This window comes from Pseudomonas sp. HLG18 (genome assembly GCF_051903985.1).
GTDB lineage: Bacteria > Pseudomonadota > Gammaproteobacteria > Pseudomonadales > Pseudomonadaceae > Aquipseudomonas > Aquipseudomonas fluorescens_BT.
On the sequence record NZ_CP195831.1, the window covers coordinates 3,761,320 to 3,778,763 of the forward strand.

The 17,444-nt window shown below is 61.7% G+C and carries 18 protein-coding genes; 7 read left to right on the plus strand and 11 right to left on the minus strand.

Annotated elements, in window-relative coordinates:
- Positions 1 to 281: 281 nt before the first annotated feature.
- Positions 282 to 1,601, plus strand: a complete 1,320-nt coding sequence (locus ACSPX5_RS17300; protein WP_169431662.1) for an MFS transporter — start codon at positions 282 to 284, stop codon at positions 1,599 to 1,601.
- A gap of 129 nt (positions 1,602 to 1,730) precedes the next feature.
- Here the strand turns inward: ACSPX5_RS17300 and ACSPX5_RS17305 are convergent, their stop codons facing one another.
- Positions 1,731 to 2,486: a COG4705 family protein gene (locus ACSPX5_RS17305; RefSeq protein WP_439819970.1), complete on the minus strand. Its 756-nt coding sequence runs from the start codon at positions 2,484 to 2,486 to the stop codon at positions 1,731 to 1,733.
- Between the two features lie 348 nt (positions 2,487 to 2,834).
- Between ACSPX5_RS17305 and ACSPX5_RS17310 the strand changes: the two genes are divergently transcribed.
- Both ACSPX5_RS17310 and ACSPX5_RS17315 read left to right on the plus strand, forming a co-directional pair.
- Positions 2,835 to 3,152 (plus strand): hypothetical protein, encoded by a 318-nt coding sequence (locus tag ACSPX5_RS17310; protein WP_085730226.1) that lies wholly within the window; start codon positions 2,835 to 2,837, stop codon positions 3,150 to 3,152.
- 128 nt (positions 3,153 to 3,280) lie between these two features.
- Positions 3,281 to 3,910: a flavin reductase family protein gene (locus ACSPX5_RS17315; RefSeq protein ID WP_169431663.1), complete on the plus strand. Its 630-nt coding sequence runs from the start codon at positions 3,281 to 3,283 to the stop codon at positions 3,908 to 3,910.
- A 6-nt stretch (positions 3,911 to 3,916) separates the two neighbouring features.
- On the opposite strand, the gene ACSPX5_RS17320 is transcribed toward ACSPX5_RS17315, so the two are convergent.
- Positions 3,917 to 4,159, minus strand: coding sequence for a hypothetical protein (locus ACSPX5_RS17320; protein ID WP_096818378.1), 243 nt, complete (start codon positions 4,157 to 4,159; stop codon positions 3,917 to 3,919).
- Positions 4,160 to 4,202: 43 nt separating this feature from the next.
- Positions 4,203 to 4,556 carry a putative quinol monooxygenase gene (locus ACSPX5_RS17325; RefSeq protein ID WP_119427821.1) on the minus strand — a complete coding sequence of 118 codons (354 nt, stop codon included), beginning with the start codon at positions 4,554 to 4,556 and terminating at the stop codon, positions 4,203 to 4,205.
- Positions 4,557 to 4,892: 336 nt separating this feature from the next.
- Here ACSPX5_RS17325 and ACSPX5_RS17330 point away from each other — a divergent pair, with 336 nt between their 5' ends.
- Positions 4,893 to 5,822, plus strand: coding sequence for an AraC family transcriptional regulator (locus ACSPX5_RS17330; RefSeq protein WP_439819971.1), 930 nt, complete (start codon positions 4,893 to 4,895; stop codon positions 5,820 to 5,822).
- A gap of 165 nt (positions 5,823 to 5,987) precedes the next feature.
- On the opposite strand, the gene ACSPX5_RS17335 is transcribed toward ACSPX5_RS17330, so the two are convergent.
- The 6 genes from ACSPX5_RS17335 to ACSPX5_RS17360 all read right to left on the minus strand — a co-directional run bounded on the left by ACSPX5_RS17335 (position 5,988) and on the right by ACSPX5_RS17360 (position 13,402).
- Entirely contained in the window at positions 5,988 to 7,043 is a 1,056-nt protein-coding gene (locus ACSPX5_RS17335) for an ABC transporter ATP-binding protein (RefSeq protein ID WP_439819972.1), read from the minus strand.
- Positions 7,044 to 7,060: 17 nt separating this feature from the next.
- Positions 7,061 to 7,909, minus strand: coding sequence for an ABC transporter permease (locus tag ACSPX5_RS17340; protein ID WP_064599073.1), 849 nt, complete (start codon positions 7,907 to 7,909; stop codon positions 7,061 to 7,063).
- Positions 7,906 to 8,814: an ABC transporter permease gene (locus ACSPX5_RS17345; RefSeq protein WP_439819973.1), complete on the minus strand. Its 909-nt coding sequence runs from the start codon at positions 8,812 to 8,814 to the stop codon at positions 7,906 to 7,908. Before ACSPX5_RS17345 ends, ACSPX5_RS17340 begins: the two co-directional genes overlap by 4 nt.
- Before the next feature lie 182 nt (positions 8,815 to 8,996).
- Positions 8,997 to 10,100: an ABC transporter substrate-binding protein gene (locus ACSPX5_RS17350; protein WP_207866747.1), complete on the minus strand. Its 1,104-nt coding sequence runs from the start codon at positions 10,098 to 10,100 to the stop codon at positions 8,997 to 8,999.
- Positions 10,101 to 10,316: 216 nt separating this feature from the next.
- Positions 10,317 to 11,765, minus strand: a complete 1,449-nt coding sequence (locus ACSPX5_RS17355) for an aldehyde dehydrogenase family protein (protein WP_169431666.1) — start codon at positions 11,763 to 11,765, stop codon at positions 10,317 to 10,319.
- Positions 11,765 to 13,402: a 5-guanidino-2-oxopentanoate decarboxylase gene (locus ACSPX5_RS17360; RefSeq protein ID WP_439819974.1), complete on the minus strand. Its 1,638-nt coding sequence runs from the start codon at positions 13,400 to 13,402 to the stop codon at positions 11,765 to 11,767. Before ACSPX5_RS17360 ends, ACSPX5_RS17355 begins: the two co-directional genes overlap by 1 nt.
- 139 nt (positions 13,403 to 13,541) lie before the next feature.
- Between ACSPX5_RS17360 and ACSPX5_RS17365 the strand changes: the two genes are divergently transcribed.
- A complete protein-coding gene (locus ACSPX5_RS17365) occupies positions 13,542 to 14,420 on the plus strand; it encodes a LysR substrate-binding domain-containing protein (RefSeq protein WP_439819975.1) in 879 nt (292 codons plus the stop codon).
- 195 nt (positions 14,421 to 14,615) lie between these two features.
- Here the strand turns inward: ACSPX5_RS17365 and ACSPX5_RS17370 are convergent, their stop codons facing one another.
- Positions 14,616 to 15,230, minus strand: coding sequence for an NAD(P)-dependent oxidoreductase (locus tag ACSPX5_RS17370; protein WP_439819976.1), 615 nt, complete (start codon positions 15,228 to 15,230; stop codon positions 14,616 to 14,618).
- A gap of 46 nt (positions 15,231 to 15,276) precedes the next feature.
- On the minus strand, positions 15,277 to 16,155 hold the full coding sequence (locus ACSPX5_RS17375; RefSeq protein WP_439819977.1) for an MBL fold metallo-hydrolase: 879 nt from the start codon (positions 16,153 to 16,155) through the stop codon (positions 15,277 to 15,279).
- 114 nt (positions 16,156 to 16,269) lie between these two features.
- Between ACSPX5_RS17375 and ACSPX5_RS17380 the strand changes: the two genes are divergently transcribed.
- The gene (locus tag ACSPX5_RS17380) at positions 16,270 to 17,175 is read left to right on the plus strand and encodes a LysR family transcriptional regulator (RefSeq protein WP_439819978.1); all 906 of its coding nucleotides are present in this window, start codon (positions 16,270 to 16,272) and stop codon (positions 17,173 to 17,175) included.
- 41 nt (positions 17,176 to 17,216) lie between these two features.
- Positions 17,217 to 17,438: a hypothetical protein gene (locus tag ACSPX5_RS17385; protein WP_011335701.1), complete on the plus strand. Its 222-nt coding sequence runs from the start codon at positions 17,217 to 17,219 to the stop codon at positions 17,436 to 17,438.
- The last annotated feature ends 6 nt before the right edge of the window (positions 17,439 to 17,444 follow it).

Sequence of the window (17,444 nt, forward strand, 5' to 3'; positions counted from 1 at the left end):
CGCTCCCACAGGGATTTTTGTGAACACAGAATTTGTGAACACTCCCGACCACTGTGGGAGCGGGCTTGCCCGCGAAGAGGCCGGCACAGACAACAATGAACTATCCGTCAGGGTGAGCGAATTTCCGCTCAATACAACTCATACATAAGCGGATTTCCGCTCATCCATTCTTCCCAGCCCCTCTAAACCGGCCCTCCCTCCGTTGGCACAGGTCCTGCTATAGCCCTCGCAGGCTGCGTTTCAACGCGCTCCACAAAAACAATTAAACGAAGGATCCTTCAATGGATAACTCCAACGCCCTGCCTCTTGGGTCGGCAGCCGTGCCGGCCAAAGAACGAACCACCGCCAGTCGCATCAAGTCGATCTTCAGCGGTTCCGTCGGCAACATGGTCGAGTGGTACGACTGGTACGTCTATGCCGCCTTCTCGCTGTACTTTGCCAAGACCTTCTTCCCCGCCGGTTCCACCACCGCCCAGTTGATGAACACCGCCGCGATCTTCGCCGTGGGTTTTCTGATGCGCCCGATCGGTGGCTGGCTGATGGGCCTGTACGCCGACAAGGTCGGACGTAAAAAAGCGCTGATGGCCTCGGTGTACCTGATGTGCTTCGGCTCCCTGCTGATCGCCCTCAGCCCGAACTACGAAACCATCGGCATTGGCGCGCCGATCCTGCTGGTGTTCGCCCGTCTGCTGCAAGGCCTGTCGGTGGGCGGCGAGTACGGCACCTCCGCCACTTACCTGTCGGAGATGGCAACCAGGGAGCGTCGCGGCTTCTTCTCCAGCTTCCAGTACGTGACCCTGATTTCCGGCCAGCTCATCGCGCTGGGCGTGTTGATCGTGCTGCAGAACATGCTGACCACCGAACAGCTATATGCCTGGGGCTGGCGTATTCCGTTCGCCATCGGCGCACTGTGCGCAATCGTGGCGCTGTACCTGCGTCGTGGCATGGAAGAAACCGAGTCGTTCACCAAGAAAGAGAAGTCCAAGGAAAGCGCCATGCGCACCTTGCTCCGTCATCCGAAGGAACTGCTCACCGTGGTCGGCCTGACCATGGGCGGTACGCTGGCGTTCTACACCTACACCACCTACATGCAGAAATACTTGGTGAACACCGTCGGCATGAGCATCTCCGACTCCACCACCATTTCCGCCGCCACGCTGTTCCTGTTCATGTGCCTGCAACCGATCATCGGCGGCCTGTCCGACAAGATCGGTCGTCGTCCGATCCTGATCGCCTTCGGCGTGCTGGGGACGATCTTCACCGTGCCGATCCTGATGACCCTGCACACCATCCAGACCTGGTGGGGCGCGTTCTTCCTGATCATGGCGGCACTGATCATCGTCAGCGGCTACACCTCGATCAACGCCGTGGTGAAGGCCGAGCTGTTCCCGACCGAAATCCGCGCACTGGGCGTCGGCCTGCCGTACGCACTGACCGTGTCGATCTTCGGTGGCACCGCCGAATACATCGCGCTGTGGTTCAAGAGCATCGGCATGGAAACCGGTTACTACTGGTACGTGACCGCCTGCATCGCGGTGTCCCTGCTGGTGTACATCACCATGAAAGACACCCAGAAACATTCGCGCATCGTCACTGACTGATCGGGTTTCTACAGCCACCGCAATGGTGGCTGTTCTGGCCCTATCGCGAGCAGGCTCGCTCCCACAGGATCAGATTTACGCCGATCCGATGTGGGAGCGAGCCTGCTCGCGATTGAAGTCACCTCGTTCTCATGCCGACTCGGCAACCGCCGGCTTGCCATAACGCTTCTGCGCATAAGACGCGCCCACGATCATCACCAACAGAATCCCCGCCAGCACTGCCGACGAACCGATGGTGCCGAAGTCCAGTCCGCCCTTCTCATGGGACTTGGTCATCAAGTCGCCCAGGGTCGCGCCAAACGGCCGGGTCAGCACGAACGCCACCCAGAACAGCGCCACCGCCGAAATCTTCGTGAAGTACTTGAGCAGTACCACCACCGCAATCGCCGAGCCGATCAACAGCGCGCCACCGGCAAAGCCCAGACCCGAATCGTCCGCCAGGTAATCGCCGAGCGCGGTGCCCAGGGTGTTGGAGAACAGGATCGCCATCCAGTAGAACATCTCGCCGCGAAAGCTCTGCACTTTGGTGACGTTGAGCGAATCGCCGCTCAGGCGCCACGCCGCGAAGATCGCCAGCAGGATCGCGATCAGGATCATGGAACCTGTGGCGTAACCCAGCTCCAGCGTGCGGTCCATGAAGTCGGACATGGTGGTGCCGGCGGTGCTGGTCGACAGGATCACGATCCAGTACAGCAGCGGCTTGTAAGTCTTGGACATCAGTTGCGTGATCAGCGTCAGGACGAACACGCTGATCAGGATCAGCGAGCTCATGGCGTAGCCGACGTTCAGGGTCATCGACAGCAAATCCCCCGCGGTTTCCCCCAGGGTCGTCGCGCAGATTTTCATGACCCAGAAGGCCAGGGTGATTTGGGGCAGTTTGTTCATTGCAGGTAAAGCTCCAGTGTGTGACGGCCGGTTCTTGGTTTTCTGGCCGCCGGCAGACTGGCGTTACGAGGGTGAAAAACCGGTCGGGAATGTATGAAAAATCTGTCACACACCCCAAAAGCGGGGATTAATCACCGGTTAATGCCTCTGCCGCATCCTGCACCTACCTGATCGATGACCTGCGCGACGCTCGCTCCGACGACGAAAGCGATTTGAATGCGCCGCCCTTAATATCTAGTTAATCGATTGTTTTTAGCATTATTTTGCGATTTTTAATCAATTTAGTTGGCGTAGCATGAACCCCATGCGAAACACATCGCCAACCAATTTCGAATCTGGAGAACGACCATGAAAACCAAACTGATCCTCGCCCTGACCCTGTCCGTACTGGCCGCCAACACCTTCGCCGCCGATGGCTCGGACAAGACCAAATCTGCCGACTTCATTTCCGGCGCCAGCGCCGCCATCGAAACCAGCCACTCGGGCGCCTACGCTGCCGATGGTTTCGATAAAACCAACGTCGGCAAAGCCGTTGCTGCCGATGGCTTCGACAAGACTGGCACCGCTGCAGCCATCGCGGCCGACGGCTTCGACAAAACCGGCACCGCCGCAGCCATCGCTGCCGACGGTTTCGATAAAACCGGCACTGCTGCAGCCATCAGCTGATCGGCAGAATGCAGACACCAAAGCCCGGCCATTGCCGGGCTTGTTCATTTCCAAAGGTCGGGATTTGATCTTCGCGGACCGGACTTGCACTATTGACCGCTTATAAAAGCCTTCAGGAACACCCCGCCATGCCCGATGACATCCATTTCTACGAACCGGCCAACGGCCACGGCCTGCCTCACGATCCGTTCAACGCCATCGTCGGCCCGCGTCCCATCGGCTGGATTTCTTCGCAGGATGCCGAGGGCCGGCTGAACCTGGCGCCCTACAGCTTTTTCAACGCGTTCAACTACATTCCGCCGATCATCGGGTTCTCCAGCGTCGGGCGCAAAGACAGCCTGAACAACATCGAGCAGACCGGCGAATTCGTCTGGAACCTCGCCACCCGACCGCTTGCCGAGCAGATGAACCAGAGCTGCGCGATGGTCGCGCCCGAGGTCAACGAGTTCGAACTCGCAGGGCTGACGCCGGTGGCGTCGAAAGTGATCGCCGTGCCGCGCGTGGCCGAAAGCCCGGTGTCCTTCGAGTGCAAGGTCACGCAGATCATTCAGTTGCAGCGCGCCGACGGCGAGACCGTGCCGAGCTGGCTGGTGCTGGGCGAAGTGGTCGCCGTGCATATCGCCAAATGGCTGTTGAAGGACGGGATCTACGACACCGCCGCGGCAGAACCGATTCTGCGGGGCGGCGGGCCGGCGGACTACTTCCAGCTGGGGCCGGAGGCATTGTTCAAGATGTGGCGCCCGGGCGCCGTCAAGTAAACGCGATTACCAGATCAGCTCGGCGTCATCAGTGACGCCCTTGAGCTTGTCCAGCTCGTTGATAGCCGCTTCATCGGCGGCAATGGCGCCAGGGAACACCTGGTCATTCAACAGCTTGTGAAAGCGTGGCGCACCGCCGTCGACCAGGGCCTTGACCGCGATTGCCGCGTGATAACCCTTGTTGCTGCCCAACTCGACGGGGACTACAGCGGATACCGCTTCGAAGTGTTCGAACTCTTTACGTGCCATGTCGCAGGTCCTGGCTCAGTCAAATAGGCTGGCCATTAAACCCTCAACCGGCGAGTTTGTGTATCGGCGCGCAACTTTGACCAAGCGCCTGCGCCGCCGACACGTCTTTAAACGTGTGGAAATCCAGGCTGTTGACCACAAGGTCCTGCACCAGCTCGGCAAAGACTTCCATCGACGGGCTGCTGAAATAGGCGGTCATCGACTGTTGGTTGCTCCAGAAACCGGAGACCAGCCACAGCTCGGGATCACACTGCGAATGCTGCAAGGAAAAGCTCAGGCAACCGGCGGCGGCACGAGACGGCTCGATCAATGCGCTCAGGCGCATGCCGAGTTCCGCCGAGCGGCCGGCGCGCGCTCGAACGAAGGCCATATGACTGACGGGAATCTGCTTGGACATGTTCAACCCTCCCAGGGAGTCGTGTGGCAGCCGGGGACGGGCTGCGACAGGATCCAAGGTTAAGGGCCGGGCAGCGCTCGCCGTTAGTCGATTCCTGCCGTCGCATTGCACAATCCTGCGAGACTGTCTTGCACACCTGTAACCAGTCGTGAATTGCTGTCACCGTCCTGTCACACCGGTTTCGGGCAATTCTGACGACCTGCGTCCTGCTATGGCTGGGCGAGCCAACAACCCAATGCAGGATCAGGCAAGCATTTCGCAGGATGTGTCTACCGCTTGCGCTTGCACAAACTTATGCTCTGCCCCATTCCACCGACTTTGCCGAGGATGCCGCACATGACGTCATTCGATCGTTTTCAAACGCCGCCCGATGCCGACATGGAAAAGCAGCGCGAGGAACTGGCGGCGATCATTCGCCGCAACACGTCCGAAGATGGCAGTTATGCCACCGCCGTCGGCTCGCTGTTCATGTCGCGCCACACAAAATCCCATGACTTCGCCCCGGTGCTCGCGCAACCGGCGCTGTGCATCATGGCCCAGGGTCGCAAAGAGGTACGGCTGGCGGACGAATTCTTCAATTACGACCCGCTGAATTACCTGGTGGTATCGGTTTCGATGCCGTTGAGCGGTCGGGTGGTGAATGTCTCGCCCGAAGAGCCGATCCTCGCCGTGCGCCTGGACATTGATCCGGCGGAAATCACCGCGCTGATCGCCGACGCCGGCCCGATGGGCGTACCGACCCGGCCGACCGGGCGCGGTCTGTATGTGGAAAAGATCGACAGCGCCATGCTCGATGCGGTGCTGCGTCTGGCCCGCCTGCTCGACGCACCGAAAGACATCGCCATGCTCGCGCCACTGATCCGCCGGGAGATTCTCTATCGCCTGTTGCGCAGTCCGCAGGGCCATCGGCTGTATGAAATCGCCATTGCCAACAGTCAGAGTCATCGCATCAGCCAGGCGATCAAATGGCTCAACGGCAACTTCGAACAGCCGCTGCGCATCGATGATCTGGCGAAGGAAGTGAACCTCAGCGTCTCGACGTTGCATCACCGCTTCAAGGCGATGACGGCAATGAGTCCGTTGCAGTATCAGAAGCAGCTGCGCCTGCAAGAGGCGCGGCGGTTGATGCTGGCTGAGGGGCTGGAGGCTTCTGCGGCCGGGTATCGGGTGGGGTATGAAAGCCCTTCGCAGTTCAGTCGTGAGTACAGCCGGCTGTTTGGCGCGCCGCCGCTAAGGGATCTGGCGCGGTTGCGGCTGACGGTCTGATCTGGATTATTGCGTCGCGGCTACTGGCCTCTTCGTCGGATCGCCGCCCGGACCAAGCCCGCTCCCACAGTGACTGGTGTCTACTACAAAGCTTGTGTACGACGAATAACCTGTGGGAGCGGGCTTGCCCGCGAAGAGGTCGGCAGAGCCAGCATCAAATCTGGATCAGGCGCCCAACACCCGACACGCCTCACTCGGCAACGTCACCGACACCGGATGCCCGATCCCCAGCCCAATCCCCTGACACGGCGTACTCAGCGCCGTAAAGGTCACCCCGGAACATTCCACCGTAGTCTCGATCGTCGCGCCGATATCGCGCACAAACGTCACCTTGCCCAGCAGGCGGTTGCCCGCCGTAGCCTGGGGCGCCGACAGTTGCAGGTCTTCGGGGCGGATCAGCATTTTCACTTTCTGCCCGACCATGATGCTGCTGCAGATCGGCACTTGCAGGGCATCTCCACCGGGCAGCACGACCTTGCCATTGCCCAGTGCGGTGGCCGGGAAGATGTTGCCGGAACCGATGAAGTCCGCGACGAATTCGTTGGCCGGATGCCGATAGATTTCAATCGGCGTACCCACCTGCTGCACCCGATGCTCACCGAGGACCACCACGATGTCGGCCATGGTCATGGCTTCGCGTTGATCGTGGGTCACCATGATCGTGGTGATGTTCAGGCGTTGTTGCAGCTGGCGGATTTCCACCTGCATCGACTCGCGCAACTTGGCGTCCAGCGCCGACAGCGGTTCGTCGAGCAGAAGGATTTTCGGATGCGATGCAATCGCCCGGGCAATCGCCACGCGCTGACGCTGGCCACCGGAGAGTTTCGCTACCGGACGGTCGATCATCGGTTGCAGCTGGATCAGTTCCAGCAATTCCACCACCCGCGCCTGTTGATCGGCCTTGCTCACGCCGCGCAATTTCAATGGATAGGCGATGTTCTCGCCCACGGTCATGTGCGGAAACAGCGCCAGCGACTGGAACACCATGCCGAAGTTGCGCAGGTGCGCCGGGGTGTGGCCGATGTCCTCGCCGTCCAGGCGGATCTCGCCGCCGGTGAGGGTTTCCAGCCCGGCGATCATTCGCAGCAACGTGGTCTTGCCGCAACCCGACGGGCCGAGGAAGCACACCAGTTTGCCCTCGGGCAAATGCAGGTTGACGTCTTTTACCGCGCAGGCCGAGCCGTAGTGTTTCTCGACGTTTTCCAGAATCAGACCAGACATAAAATCACCTCAAGAAATCAAAAGGACACGCCACCCTCGCCCACCAGCTTCTCCAGCGCCCAGATCAGGACGAAGTCGATCAGCACGATCAGCACGGCAAACGAGAACACGGTAGGGTCGAGCGATGACACGGTGCGGCTGTACATCCAGATCGGCACGGTCATGACGTCGATGGTGTAGAGAAAATAGGTCACGGTGAATTCGTTGAACGAGACGATGAACGCCAGCAGCATCCCCGCCAGAATCCCCGATTTCATCAACGGCACCACCACGTCGACGATGGCCCGTAGCGGCGAGGCGCCGAGCATCTGCGCGGCCTCTTCGACTTCACTGCCGATGGAAAGCATGGCCGCCGTGCAGTTCTTCACCACGAAGGGCAGCGCGAGAATCACGTGGGCAATGACCAGCCGCGAAGTCGTCATGTGGAACGGCAGGCTGTCGAACACCAGCAGCAAGGCCAGCCCCAGTACCACCATCGGAAACACCAGCGGCAACGACATCAGTTGCAGCGCCACGCCCTTGCCACGGAACTCGCAACGGGTCAGCGCGTAGGCCGCCGGCACCGCGATCAGTGTGGCGAAAATCATCGTCAGGCACGCCACCAGCAAACTGGTGCCCATGGCCTGGCCGAGGCTCAGCACATCGCTGGCGTCCGGCGAGACAAACGTGTGCCACGCCGCCTTGTACCACTGCAGGCTGTAGCTGCTCGGCGGGAAGTCGAGGTTCGACGCACCGCTGAACGACATCACGATCATGGTCAGAATCGGCAACACGGCCAGGAACAAAATGATCCCGGAGAGGATGCCGGCAAACTTGCCGGTGTCGCCCGGCAGCAGCGACTGACGCTTCTTGATCAGGGCACTCATTGCGAAGCCTCCAGCAGACGGCGACGGCGGCCGGTGATGTATTCGGACAAGGTCATGATGGCGAGCGTAGTGATGATCAGCACCACACCGGCGGCGGACGCGGCAGGCCAATTCATCAGGGGAGCGATCTGGTCATGCACCATCACCGCGAGCATCGGCACGCGCCGACCGCCGAGCAGCAACGGCACCACGAAGCTGCTGGCGTTGTAGGCGAACACCAGGGTCGCGCCGGTGATGATCCCCGGCAGGCTCATCGGTAACACCACCTGGCGGAACACTTGAAAGCGACTGGCGCCCAGCGTCGCGGCGGCTTCTTCGTAGCTGCGGGCGACACCGCGCATGGCGCTGGCAATCGGCAGCACGGCCAGCGGGAACGCGGTCTGCACCAGGCCCATCAGCACGCCGTTCTGGTTGTACAGCAACATGATCGGGCGCTTGATCAGACCGAGGCCCATCAGGGTCTGGTTGAGCATGCCGCCGGGGCCGAGGATCACCAGCCAGCCGTAGCTTTGCAGCAGCAGGTTGACCAGCAGCGGCAATAACACCGCCGCCAGAAAAATCCGCCGCACGAATGGCGAGGTCAGGCGCGACATGGTGTACGCCACCGGGATCGCCAGCACCACCGCGATCACCGCGCTGATCAGCGCCAGACGCAAGGTCAGCAGCAACGATTTGAGGTAGTAGGGTTCGAGCAACTGGGCGTAACTGGCCAGGCTGAAACCGGACCATTCCGCGCCCTTGGTGCCGACACTCATGCGCAGCACCAGCAGGCTGGCGGCAATCAGCACGCCGAGGAACAGCATCGACGGCGTGAGAAAAAACCACGCCCGGGCGGTCGGCGAAACACCGCGCGCCGAGCGCACGTCACCCGCGCCGACCGGTTGGGTCAGGGATTGATGTTCCATAGCAATGATCTCGTCAATGGAAAAACAACGGCTTCAAGCTCACCTTGGCCCTCTGTGGGAGCGAGCCTGCTCGCGATTGCGGACTGACATTCACCAACAACGTCGGCTGACAGATTGCTATCGCGAGCAGGCTCGCTCCCACAGGAACTTTCGGTGTTTGAGAGCCTGTATACGTCACTCGATCAGGAAGAAAAGATTTCCGTGTAGCGACGAATCCACTGGTCATGCACGGTCGCCAGGAAGGCGTTGTCGTGCATGATCGCCTTCTCCGAGATCTGCTCCGGGGTGAGGATGAACGGGCTCTTGCGCGCTTCGGCGGAGATGATCGCCTTGGCGTTGACCGGGCCGTTGAAGATGTCTTCGGCCATCTTGCCCTGCACCAGCGGGTCGAGGGAGTGGTCGATGAAGGCGTAGGCCAGGTCGGTGTCGCCCGGACGGTTCTTCGGCATCACCGAGAGCATCAGGTCGGTGTAGAAACCTTCCTTCATGCCGAACGTGGCGCCCAGGCCGTAGTTCGGGTCGCGGATCTGCTTGGGGAAAAACGCCGGGGCGTAGAGGCCGCCCATGTCCAGGGAACCGGTGCGGAACAGCTCGGCGATCTGGTTGGGGTTTTCGCCCAGGGTCACCACGCGGTCTTTCAGTTCGGCGAGTTTCTTGAAGCCCGGCTCGATGTTGTGCTCGTCACCACCGGCCAGTTTGGCGGCGATGATGATCAGGTCCATCGCTTCGGTCCAGTTCGGCGGCGGCAGGAAAATGTTCGGCGCAAGGTCGGCGTCCCATAGCGCAGCGTAACTGTCCGGCGCTTCCTTCTGGGTACGGGTGCTGTAGACCAGACTGTTGCACCACAGCAGGTAACCGATGCCGTGACCGTTGGCCCCGGTGCGGTATTTTTCCGGGACGTCGATCAGGTTGGGAATGCGGTTGAGATCGGGTTTTTCCAGCAGCCCGGCAGCGGCCAGACCTTCGGCGCCAACGCCGGCCAGGGTGATGATGTCGTACTGCGGACGGTCACCGCCGGCCTTGAGTTTGGCGACCATTTCCGAGGTGCTGCCGGTGCGGTCGGCAATCACTTTGGCGCCGGTCTTGGCTTCGAACGTTGCGGCGATATTGCGCAGTGCGGCGAGGCCCGTGTCATCGGACCAGGTCAACAGGCGCAGGGTCTTGCCGGCAAAGCGGGTGTCGCTGGCACTGGCCCGGATGAAGGGCATGCTCATGGCCGCCGCAGCCACCGAGGCCACGCCGACGGTTTTGATGAATTGACGCCTGTTCAGATCGTGCTCGCCCATTTAGGACTCCCATTTTTTTGTAAGTATGAGACTGATCGCAACCCTTGCATCTGCGTGACCGGAATTGCTCAAGCGCCCGGTTTCAAAGGGCTTGAGCGTGGTCTGCGGGTTCATCCTGAGGTCGTGCAAAACACCTGACTATCGATAAAAACTCATTGAAGCCATGACGCCGGCGCATGCCTCGTTGCGAGGCATGCGCTCACCTTTTTCGGGCATTCAGAGCGCGCGGATCACGTGCTTGATTTCCTGGAACGCCGCCAGGCCCCATGGCCCCAACTCGCGGCCGATGCTGCTCTGTTTGTAGCCGCCCCACGCCGTCTGCGGGAAGATCACCTGCGGCGCGTTGAGCCACACCAGCCCCGCCTGCAAGGCGTTGGCGACCCGATCCGCGGTCTCGGCATTACGCGTGACCACGCTGGCCACCAGACCGAACTGACTGTCGTTGGCCAGGGCAATCGCCTCGGCTTGCGTAGCGAAACTGCGAACGCAGATCACCGGCCCGAAGATCTCTTCACACCACAGCGCACTGTCGAGGGGCACTTCGGTGAAGATCGTCGGTTGCAAGAAATAGCCGCGCGGCAGATCTGCAGGACGATTGCCACCACAGATCAACTTGGCACCGGCGCTCAGACCACGGTCGATATGACCGAGCACGCGTTGGTATTGCGCCTGATTGACCAGCGCGCCCATCTCGACTTCCGGATCGAACGGGTCGGCCACACGAATTTTTTCCGCGCGGGCCTTCAGACGAATCAGGAATTCATCGGCGATTTCATCGGCAACCAGCACCCGGCTGGTGGCCGAGCACATCTGCCCGGCGTTGAAGAAACCACCACCACAGGCCAGCTCCACCGCCAGATCCAGGTCGGCGTCTTCCAGGATCAGCAGCGAGGATTTGCCGCCCAGCTCCAGGCTCACGCCCTTCACGGTTTCAGCGGCGCGTTGCATCACTTGCACACCGACGGCGTTGCTGCCGGTGAAGGAAACCTTGGCGATGCGCGGATCCGCCGACAGCGGCGCACCGACCGCCAGACCGGTGCCGCACACCAGGTTGAACACGCCTTTTGGCAGACCGGATTCAGCGATGATGGCCGCCAGCTCCAGTTCCGGCAGCGGCGTGACTTCCGACGGTTTGAGTACCACGCAGCAACCGGCGGCCAAGGCCGGGGCGAGTTTCCACGCGGTGGTGACCATCGGGAAATTCCACGGCACGATCAGCCCGACCACACCGCACGGCTCGCGGCGCAGACGTGCGCTGAAGTCGTCGCTGGGCAGCGGCACGTTGCTGTCGAGTCTGGCGTCGAGGCCTTCGGCGAGTTCGGCGTAGTACTCGAACGTGGCGATCACGTCGTCGACATCGATGCCCGCTTCAAACTGCGGTTTGCCGTTGTTGCTCGACTGCAATTTCATCAAGTGATCACGACCGTTGCGCACGCCGTTGGCGATGTTGCGCAGGATCGCGCCGCGCTCGGCACCGGTGGTTTTCGACCAGCCCTTGAAGGCTTCGGTCGCTGCCGTTACCGCTTGATTGACAGCGCTTTCGTCGCCGCCATTGACCGTGGTCAGCAGCGCTTCGGTGGCCGGGTTGATGACGCGCAGGTGTTCTCGGCCGGCGGACCATTGGCCGTTGATGTACAGGCCGTCGAGTGTGGTCGGGAAATTCATCATTGGGCCACCGCCTTCATCCATTGGGTCTGGTCGATTTCGATCAGGGTCGGGCCCTGGCGATCGGTGGCGGCGCGCAGTGCGCCGCGCAGATGTTCGGCCGAGCTGATCGCTTCTGCTGCACAACCCAGGGCCTTGGCCACACCGATGAAATCCGGGGTGTAGATGTCCACGCCCACCGGCTCGATGGCGCGGTTGACCATGTATTTCTTGATCTCTTCGTAACCCTGGTTATTCCACAGCAGGATGATCACCGGCGTGCGCGCCTCCACAGCACTGGCCAGTTCCGGCAGGGTGAATTGCAGGCCGCCGTCGCCGATCAGGCACACCACCGGCGCACGAGCGCCGCGTTCGAGGTTGCCGCCAAGCCATGCGCCAATCGCCGCCGGCAAGGCGTAACCGAGGGTGCCGTAACCGGTGGACGAGTTGAACCAGCGGCGCGGACGCTCCGGGTTGAAGGTCAGGTTGCCGGTGTACACCGGTTGCGTGGAGTCACCGACGAACACCGCGTTCGGCAATTCATGCAGCACGGTTTCGAGGAAACGGGTCTGGGCCAGGGTCGGCGCGTCCCAGGTTGCGGCCAGGTCTTCACGCAGACGGGCGGCACGTACCTGACCCCAGTCGTTGCGGCGCTCGGCCAGTGGTTTGTGCGACAGCGCGCTGAGCAGCGCTTGTGCGGCGTTGCGCGAGTCGGCCACCAGCGCCACGTGAGGCGGGTAGTTGCGCACGGTCTGGTCGGGATCGATATCGACGCGCAGCAACTTGCCGGGGATTTCGAAGCCGCCGGCGAAGGTCACGTCGTAGTCGGTTTCCGCCAGTTCAGTGCCGATCGCCAGCACCACGTCGGCATCGGCCACCAAGGCGCGGGTCGCCACCAGGCTCTGGGTCGAACCGATCAGCAGTGGATGGCTGGACGGCAGCATGCCTTTGGCGTTGATGGTCAGAGCCACCGGTGCGTCGAGCAGTTCGGCCAGTTCGGTGAGTTCGGCAGCCGCGTCGATGGCGCCGCCACCGGCGAGGATCAGCGGACGCTGGGCGCCGGCCAGCAGTTCAGTCATGCGGCTCACGGCGGCCGGCGCGGCACCGGCGCGGTCGATGTTGACCGGCACGCTGGCCAGCAGTTCGTCGGCTTCTTCGACCAGCACGTCCAGCGGAATTTCGATGTGCACCGGACGCGGACGCCCGGCCTGGAACAGCGCGAAAGCACGGGCCAATGCGCCCGGCAATTCGGACGCCGACATCAGGGTGTGGGAGAACGCCGCCACGCCGCCGACCAGTGCGCTCTGGTTCGGCAGTTCATGCAGCTTGCCGCGTCCGCCGCCCAACTGGTTGCGAGTCTGTACGCTGGAGATCACCAGCATCGGGATCGAATCGGCGTACGCCTGGCCCATGGCGGTGGTGATGTTGGTCATGCCCGGGCCGGTGATGATGAAGCACACACCCGGTTTGCCGCTGGTACGGGCGTAGCCGTCGGCCATGAAGCCGGCGCCCTGTTCGTGGCGCGGGGTGACGTGGTTGATGCTCGAACGGGCCAGCCCGCGATACAGCTCCACGGTATGTACGCCGGGAATGCCGAACACCTGCTCGACCCCGTAATCTTCGAGTAACTTGACCAGTACTTCGCCACACGTCGCCATGTCTTTGCCCTTCTTGTTCGTTGAGGCACCGGGCTTGAAAGGAACCGGTGATTGGCCTCATTGAAACGGGCGACCCGTAGCCGCAACAATCGATAAAAGCTCATACTAGCCATGTCCTCACGTCATACCTTGGATCCACATGAAACGACTGCCACCCCTGCCCGCCCTGCATACGTTTCTGATTACCGCGCAGTGCTGCAACTTCACCCGGGCCGCCGAGCAGTTGCACATCACCCAGGGTGCGGTGAGCCGGCAGATCGCCGGGCTTGAGGAACATCTGGGTTATGAGCTGTTCATTCGCCTGGCCCGGGGCCTGGAGCTGACGGCCGAAGGGCGTGAATGGCTGCCACGGGTGCAGCAGGTGTTCAGCCTGATCGGCGACTCGGTGGAGCAGATCGGCGCCAAACGCGAGACCCTGCAACTCAAGGCGCCGAGCTGCGTGATGCGCTGGTTGTTGCCACGACTGCTGCAATGGCAGCGCGAGCGCCCGGACGTGCCGGTGAAACTCACGGCGTCGTTGCAGCACGGGGTGGACTTTCATCGCGAGCAATTCGACGCCGCCGTGATCTACGGCACCGCGCCCCACGACTCCCCTGCCACGCTGCATCTGTTCGATGAACAACTGACGCCGGTCTGCTCGCCGACGCTGCTCAACGGAGGGCCGGCCCTGCTCACACCGGCAGATCTGCAACAGCATCTGCTGCTGCACCCGACCCACACGGATGACGACTGGACACTCTGGCTCGAAGCCGCCGAACTGCACTTGAACAACATCGCCAGCGGTCAGCATTTCGAGACGCTGGATCAGGCGATGTCGATGGCGTCCCACGGGACGGGGGTGGCGATCGGCGACTGGTCACTGATCGGCGACGACTTGAACGCCGGGCGACTGGTGATGCCGTTCGATCTGAAGGTGAAGACGGGACTGGGCTACTACATCGTCGCGCCGGCATCGGAGCCTTCGGCGAAATTGCAGGAATTGATGGGGTGGTTGGTGGAGCAGGCTCATACGCGGTGACGCCTTGCCCTCACCCTAACCCTCTCCCAGGGGGAGAGGGAACTGACCGAGGTGTCTTACGTAATACATCGACCTGAAAAATCTGGGCGATTATGGATTCAATACATCCCGTTCAAGTCGGCGTAATTTTCAAGCATCCCACGATCGGCTCCCTCTCCCCCCGGGAGAGGGCTGGGGTGAGGGGCTTTTCAGTACTTAATAACCGACCGTAAACCGCTGACGCGAATGCTTCGGCGTTTCCACTTCGTCGATCAGCGCAATCGCATAGTCGGCAAAGCTGATCGAGCTCTGGCCTTCAGCACTCACCAGCAAGTCATCCTTGCCGACGCGGAATTTGCCGGTGCGCTCGCCTTCGAAGAACAGCGCCGACGGCGACAGGAACGTCCAGTCCAGTTCTTTTTCCTGACGCAGCGCATCAAGGAACGCCGCACCGGCGCTGGCCTCAGCCTTGTACTCGGCCGGGAAACCGGCGCTGTCGATCACGCGAGTGCCGTCCGGCAGCAACAACGAACCGGCCCCGCCGACCACCAGCAGACGTTTCACCCCGGCCTGTTTCACCGGGCCGATCAGCGCGCTGGCCGGCACCGTGGCGAAATGCGCGGCGCTGATCACCACATCGTGACCGGCGATTGCCGCTTGCAGCGCGCCGGCGTCCAGCACGTCGACATTCTTGCTGACCACACCGGCACGGGCGCCGATCTTCGAGGTATCCCGAGCGATGGCGGTGACGCTGTGGCCGCGGCGCAGGGCTTCTTCCAGCAATTGGCTGCCGGCACGGCCGGTGGCACCAATGATTGCGATCTTGCTCATGACATTCTCCAGTTGGCTTGAGAGTGCTGCGTTTTTCAGAATCGGGTTACCACGTCATCTCGCCCTTGGCGACTTTGGCGCTCAGCTCCAGCGAGCTTTCTTCGCCCAGTGTCGGGTAGCGTTTTTGCATCGCGGCGATCAGCGCGGCAGAGTCCTTGGCCTTGGCGGCTTCCTCGTCGAACGCCTTGATGTAGTCGGCGGTGAATTTCACGGCCGCCAGCGAACGGGCGCTGTCACCCAGGTAGTGACCCGGCACCACGGTTTTCGGTTTCAGGGTTTCGATCGAGTGCAGGGTTTCCAGCCAGTCGGCGTGGGATTGTGCAGTCTGGGTATCGGCCATCCACACATGGATGTTCTCGGCGACGACGACACCGCCAACCACGGCTTTCAACGATGGAATCCACACAAAGCTGCGATCCGGTTGCTTGCCTTCCAGACCGACCACCTGCAGTTTCTGCCCTTCAAGCATCAGGCTGTCGCCCTTGAGCACGCCCGGCACGATGGTTTTGGCCGGCACGTCGGCGCCCATTTTTGGGCCCCAGAACGCGAGTTTGCCGTCGACGGTTTGCTTGATGTGATCAACGGTTGGCTGCGAGGCCAGCACCTTGGCATTCGGGAAGGCTTTGGTCAGGGTGTCGAGACCGAAGTAGTAATCCGGGTCACCGTGGCTGATGTAGATGGTGGTCAGTTGCTTGCCGCTGGCGCGGATCTTTTCCACCACTTGCTCGGCCTGGGACTTGCCGAACTGGGCGTCCACCAGAATCGCGTCCTTCTCACCGCTGACCAGCACCGAGGTCACCGGGAAGATCGCGTGGGTGCCCGGGTTGTAGACATCGAGGTTCAGGTTCGCGGCCGCTGCGTGGGCAGCAAAGCCGAGGGTGGCGGTGGCCAGTAAAACGCGCTTGAGGGTGGTGAAGCCGATCATGGGTTGCTCCGCTGTTCGAATGCCGTGCTTGGCGATGGGACAGAGCTTAGTTGCCAGACTCGTTACAAAAAATGCGATGCTTGAACATAGTTTGTTTCTGAAAGCGGGCAAATCATGGATCGTCTCCAAGCAATGCGGGTGTTTGTCACAGTGGTGGATCTGGGCAGCCAGTCGGCGGCGGCCGATCACCTGGACCTGTCACGGCCGGTGGTGTCGCGGTATCTGGCGGAACTGGAAGACTGGGTCGGCGCGCGCCTGATGCACCGCACCACGCGCAAGTTGAGCCTGACCGCCGCCGGCAACGAAATCCTGCCGCGCTGCCGGCAGATGCTCGAACTGTCGGGCGACATGCAGGCCGCCGTCAGCGAGCCCGACGACGCGCCACGGGGGTTGCTGCGGATCAGCGTCAGCACCTCGTTCGGCCAGGCGCAACTGGCCGATGCCATGGCGGCGTTCGTCAAGCACTACCCGGGCGTCAACATCGACCTGCAAATGCTCGATCGCACGGTGAATCTGGTGGACGAGCGCATCGACCTGGCGATCCGTACCAGCAACGACCTCGACCCCAACCTGATCGCCCGGCGCCTGACGGTCTGCCGCTCGGTGGTCTGTGCCGCGCCCGCCTATCTGCAGGCACATCCACAGCCGCAGCGCGTAGAAGATCTGAGCCGGCACAACTGCCTGACCCATTCCTATTTCGGCAAGAGCCTGTGGCATTTCGAGGAGGACGGCGACCCGGTCTCGGTGCCGGTGCAGGGCAACATCAGCGCCAACGAGGCCAGCACCCTGCTGCGCGCGACCCTGGCCGGCGCCGGCGTGGCGATGCTGCCGACCTATCTGGCCGGGGCACATATTCACAGCGGCGAACTGGTGCGCCTGCTGCCCCACGCCGAGCCCCGGCAGATGAACATCTACGCCGTGTATGCCTCGCGCAAGCACATGCCGGCGGCGCTGCGCTGCATGCTGGATTTTCTGGTGCAGCGTTTTCCCGAAAACCCGCAATGGGATATCGGGCTGTAATCCCGTGCATAGAGCCGCTGGCAACTCCACGGCGCTGACCTATGCTGAAAGTAGTACCCAAGGGTATTCGTTCAGAGGTCAACGCCATGAACACCAGAACAAGAAGATACCTCGCGATTTTCATCACCTGCGCGGCCACGCTGGCGCTGTACGGCACCGCGGCATGGCGCGTGGAGCAGTTGCGGCAACTGCCCCGTGAGTACGCGAGCTGCAACTTCGAGCGCTGCATCCCTCACAACGCCACCCTCAACGCCCTGCGCTGATACCAG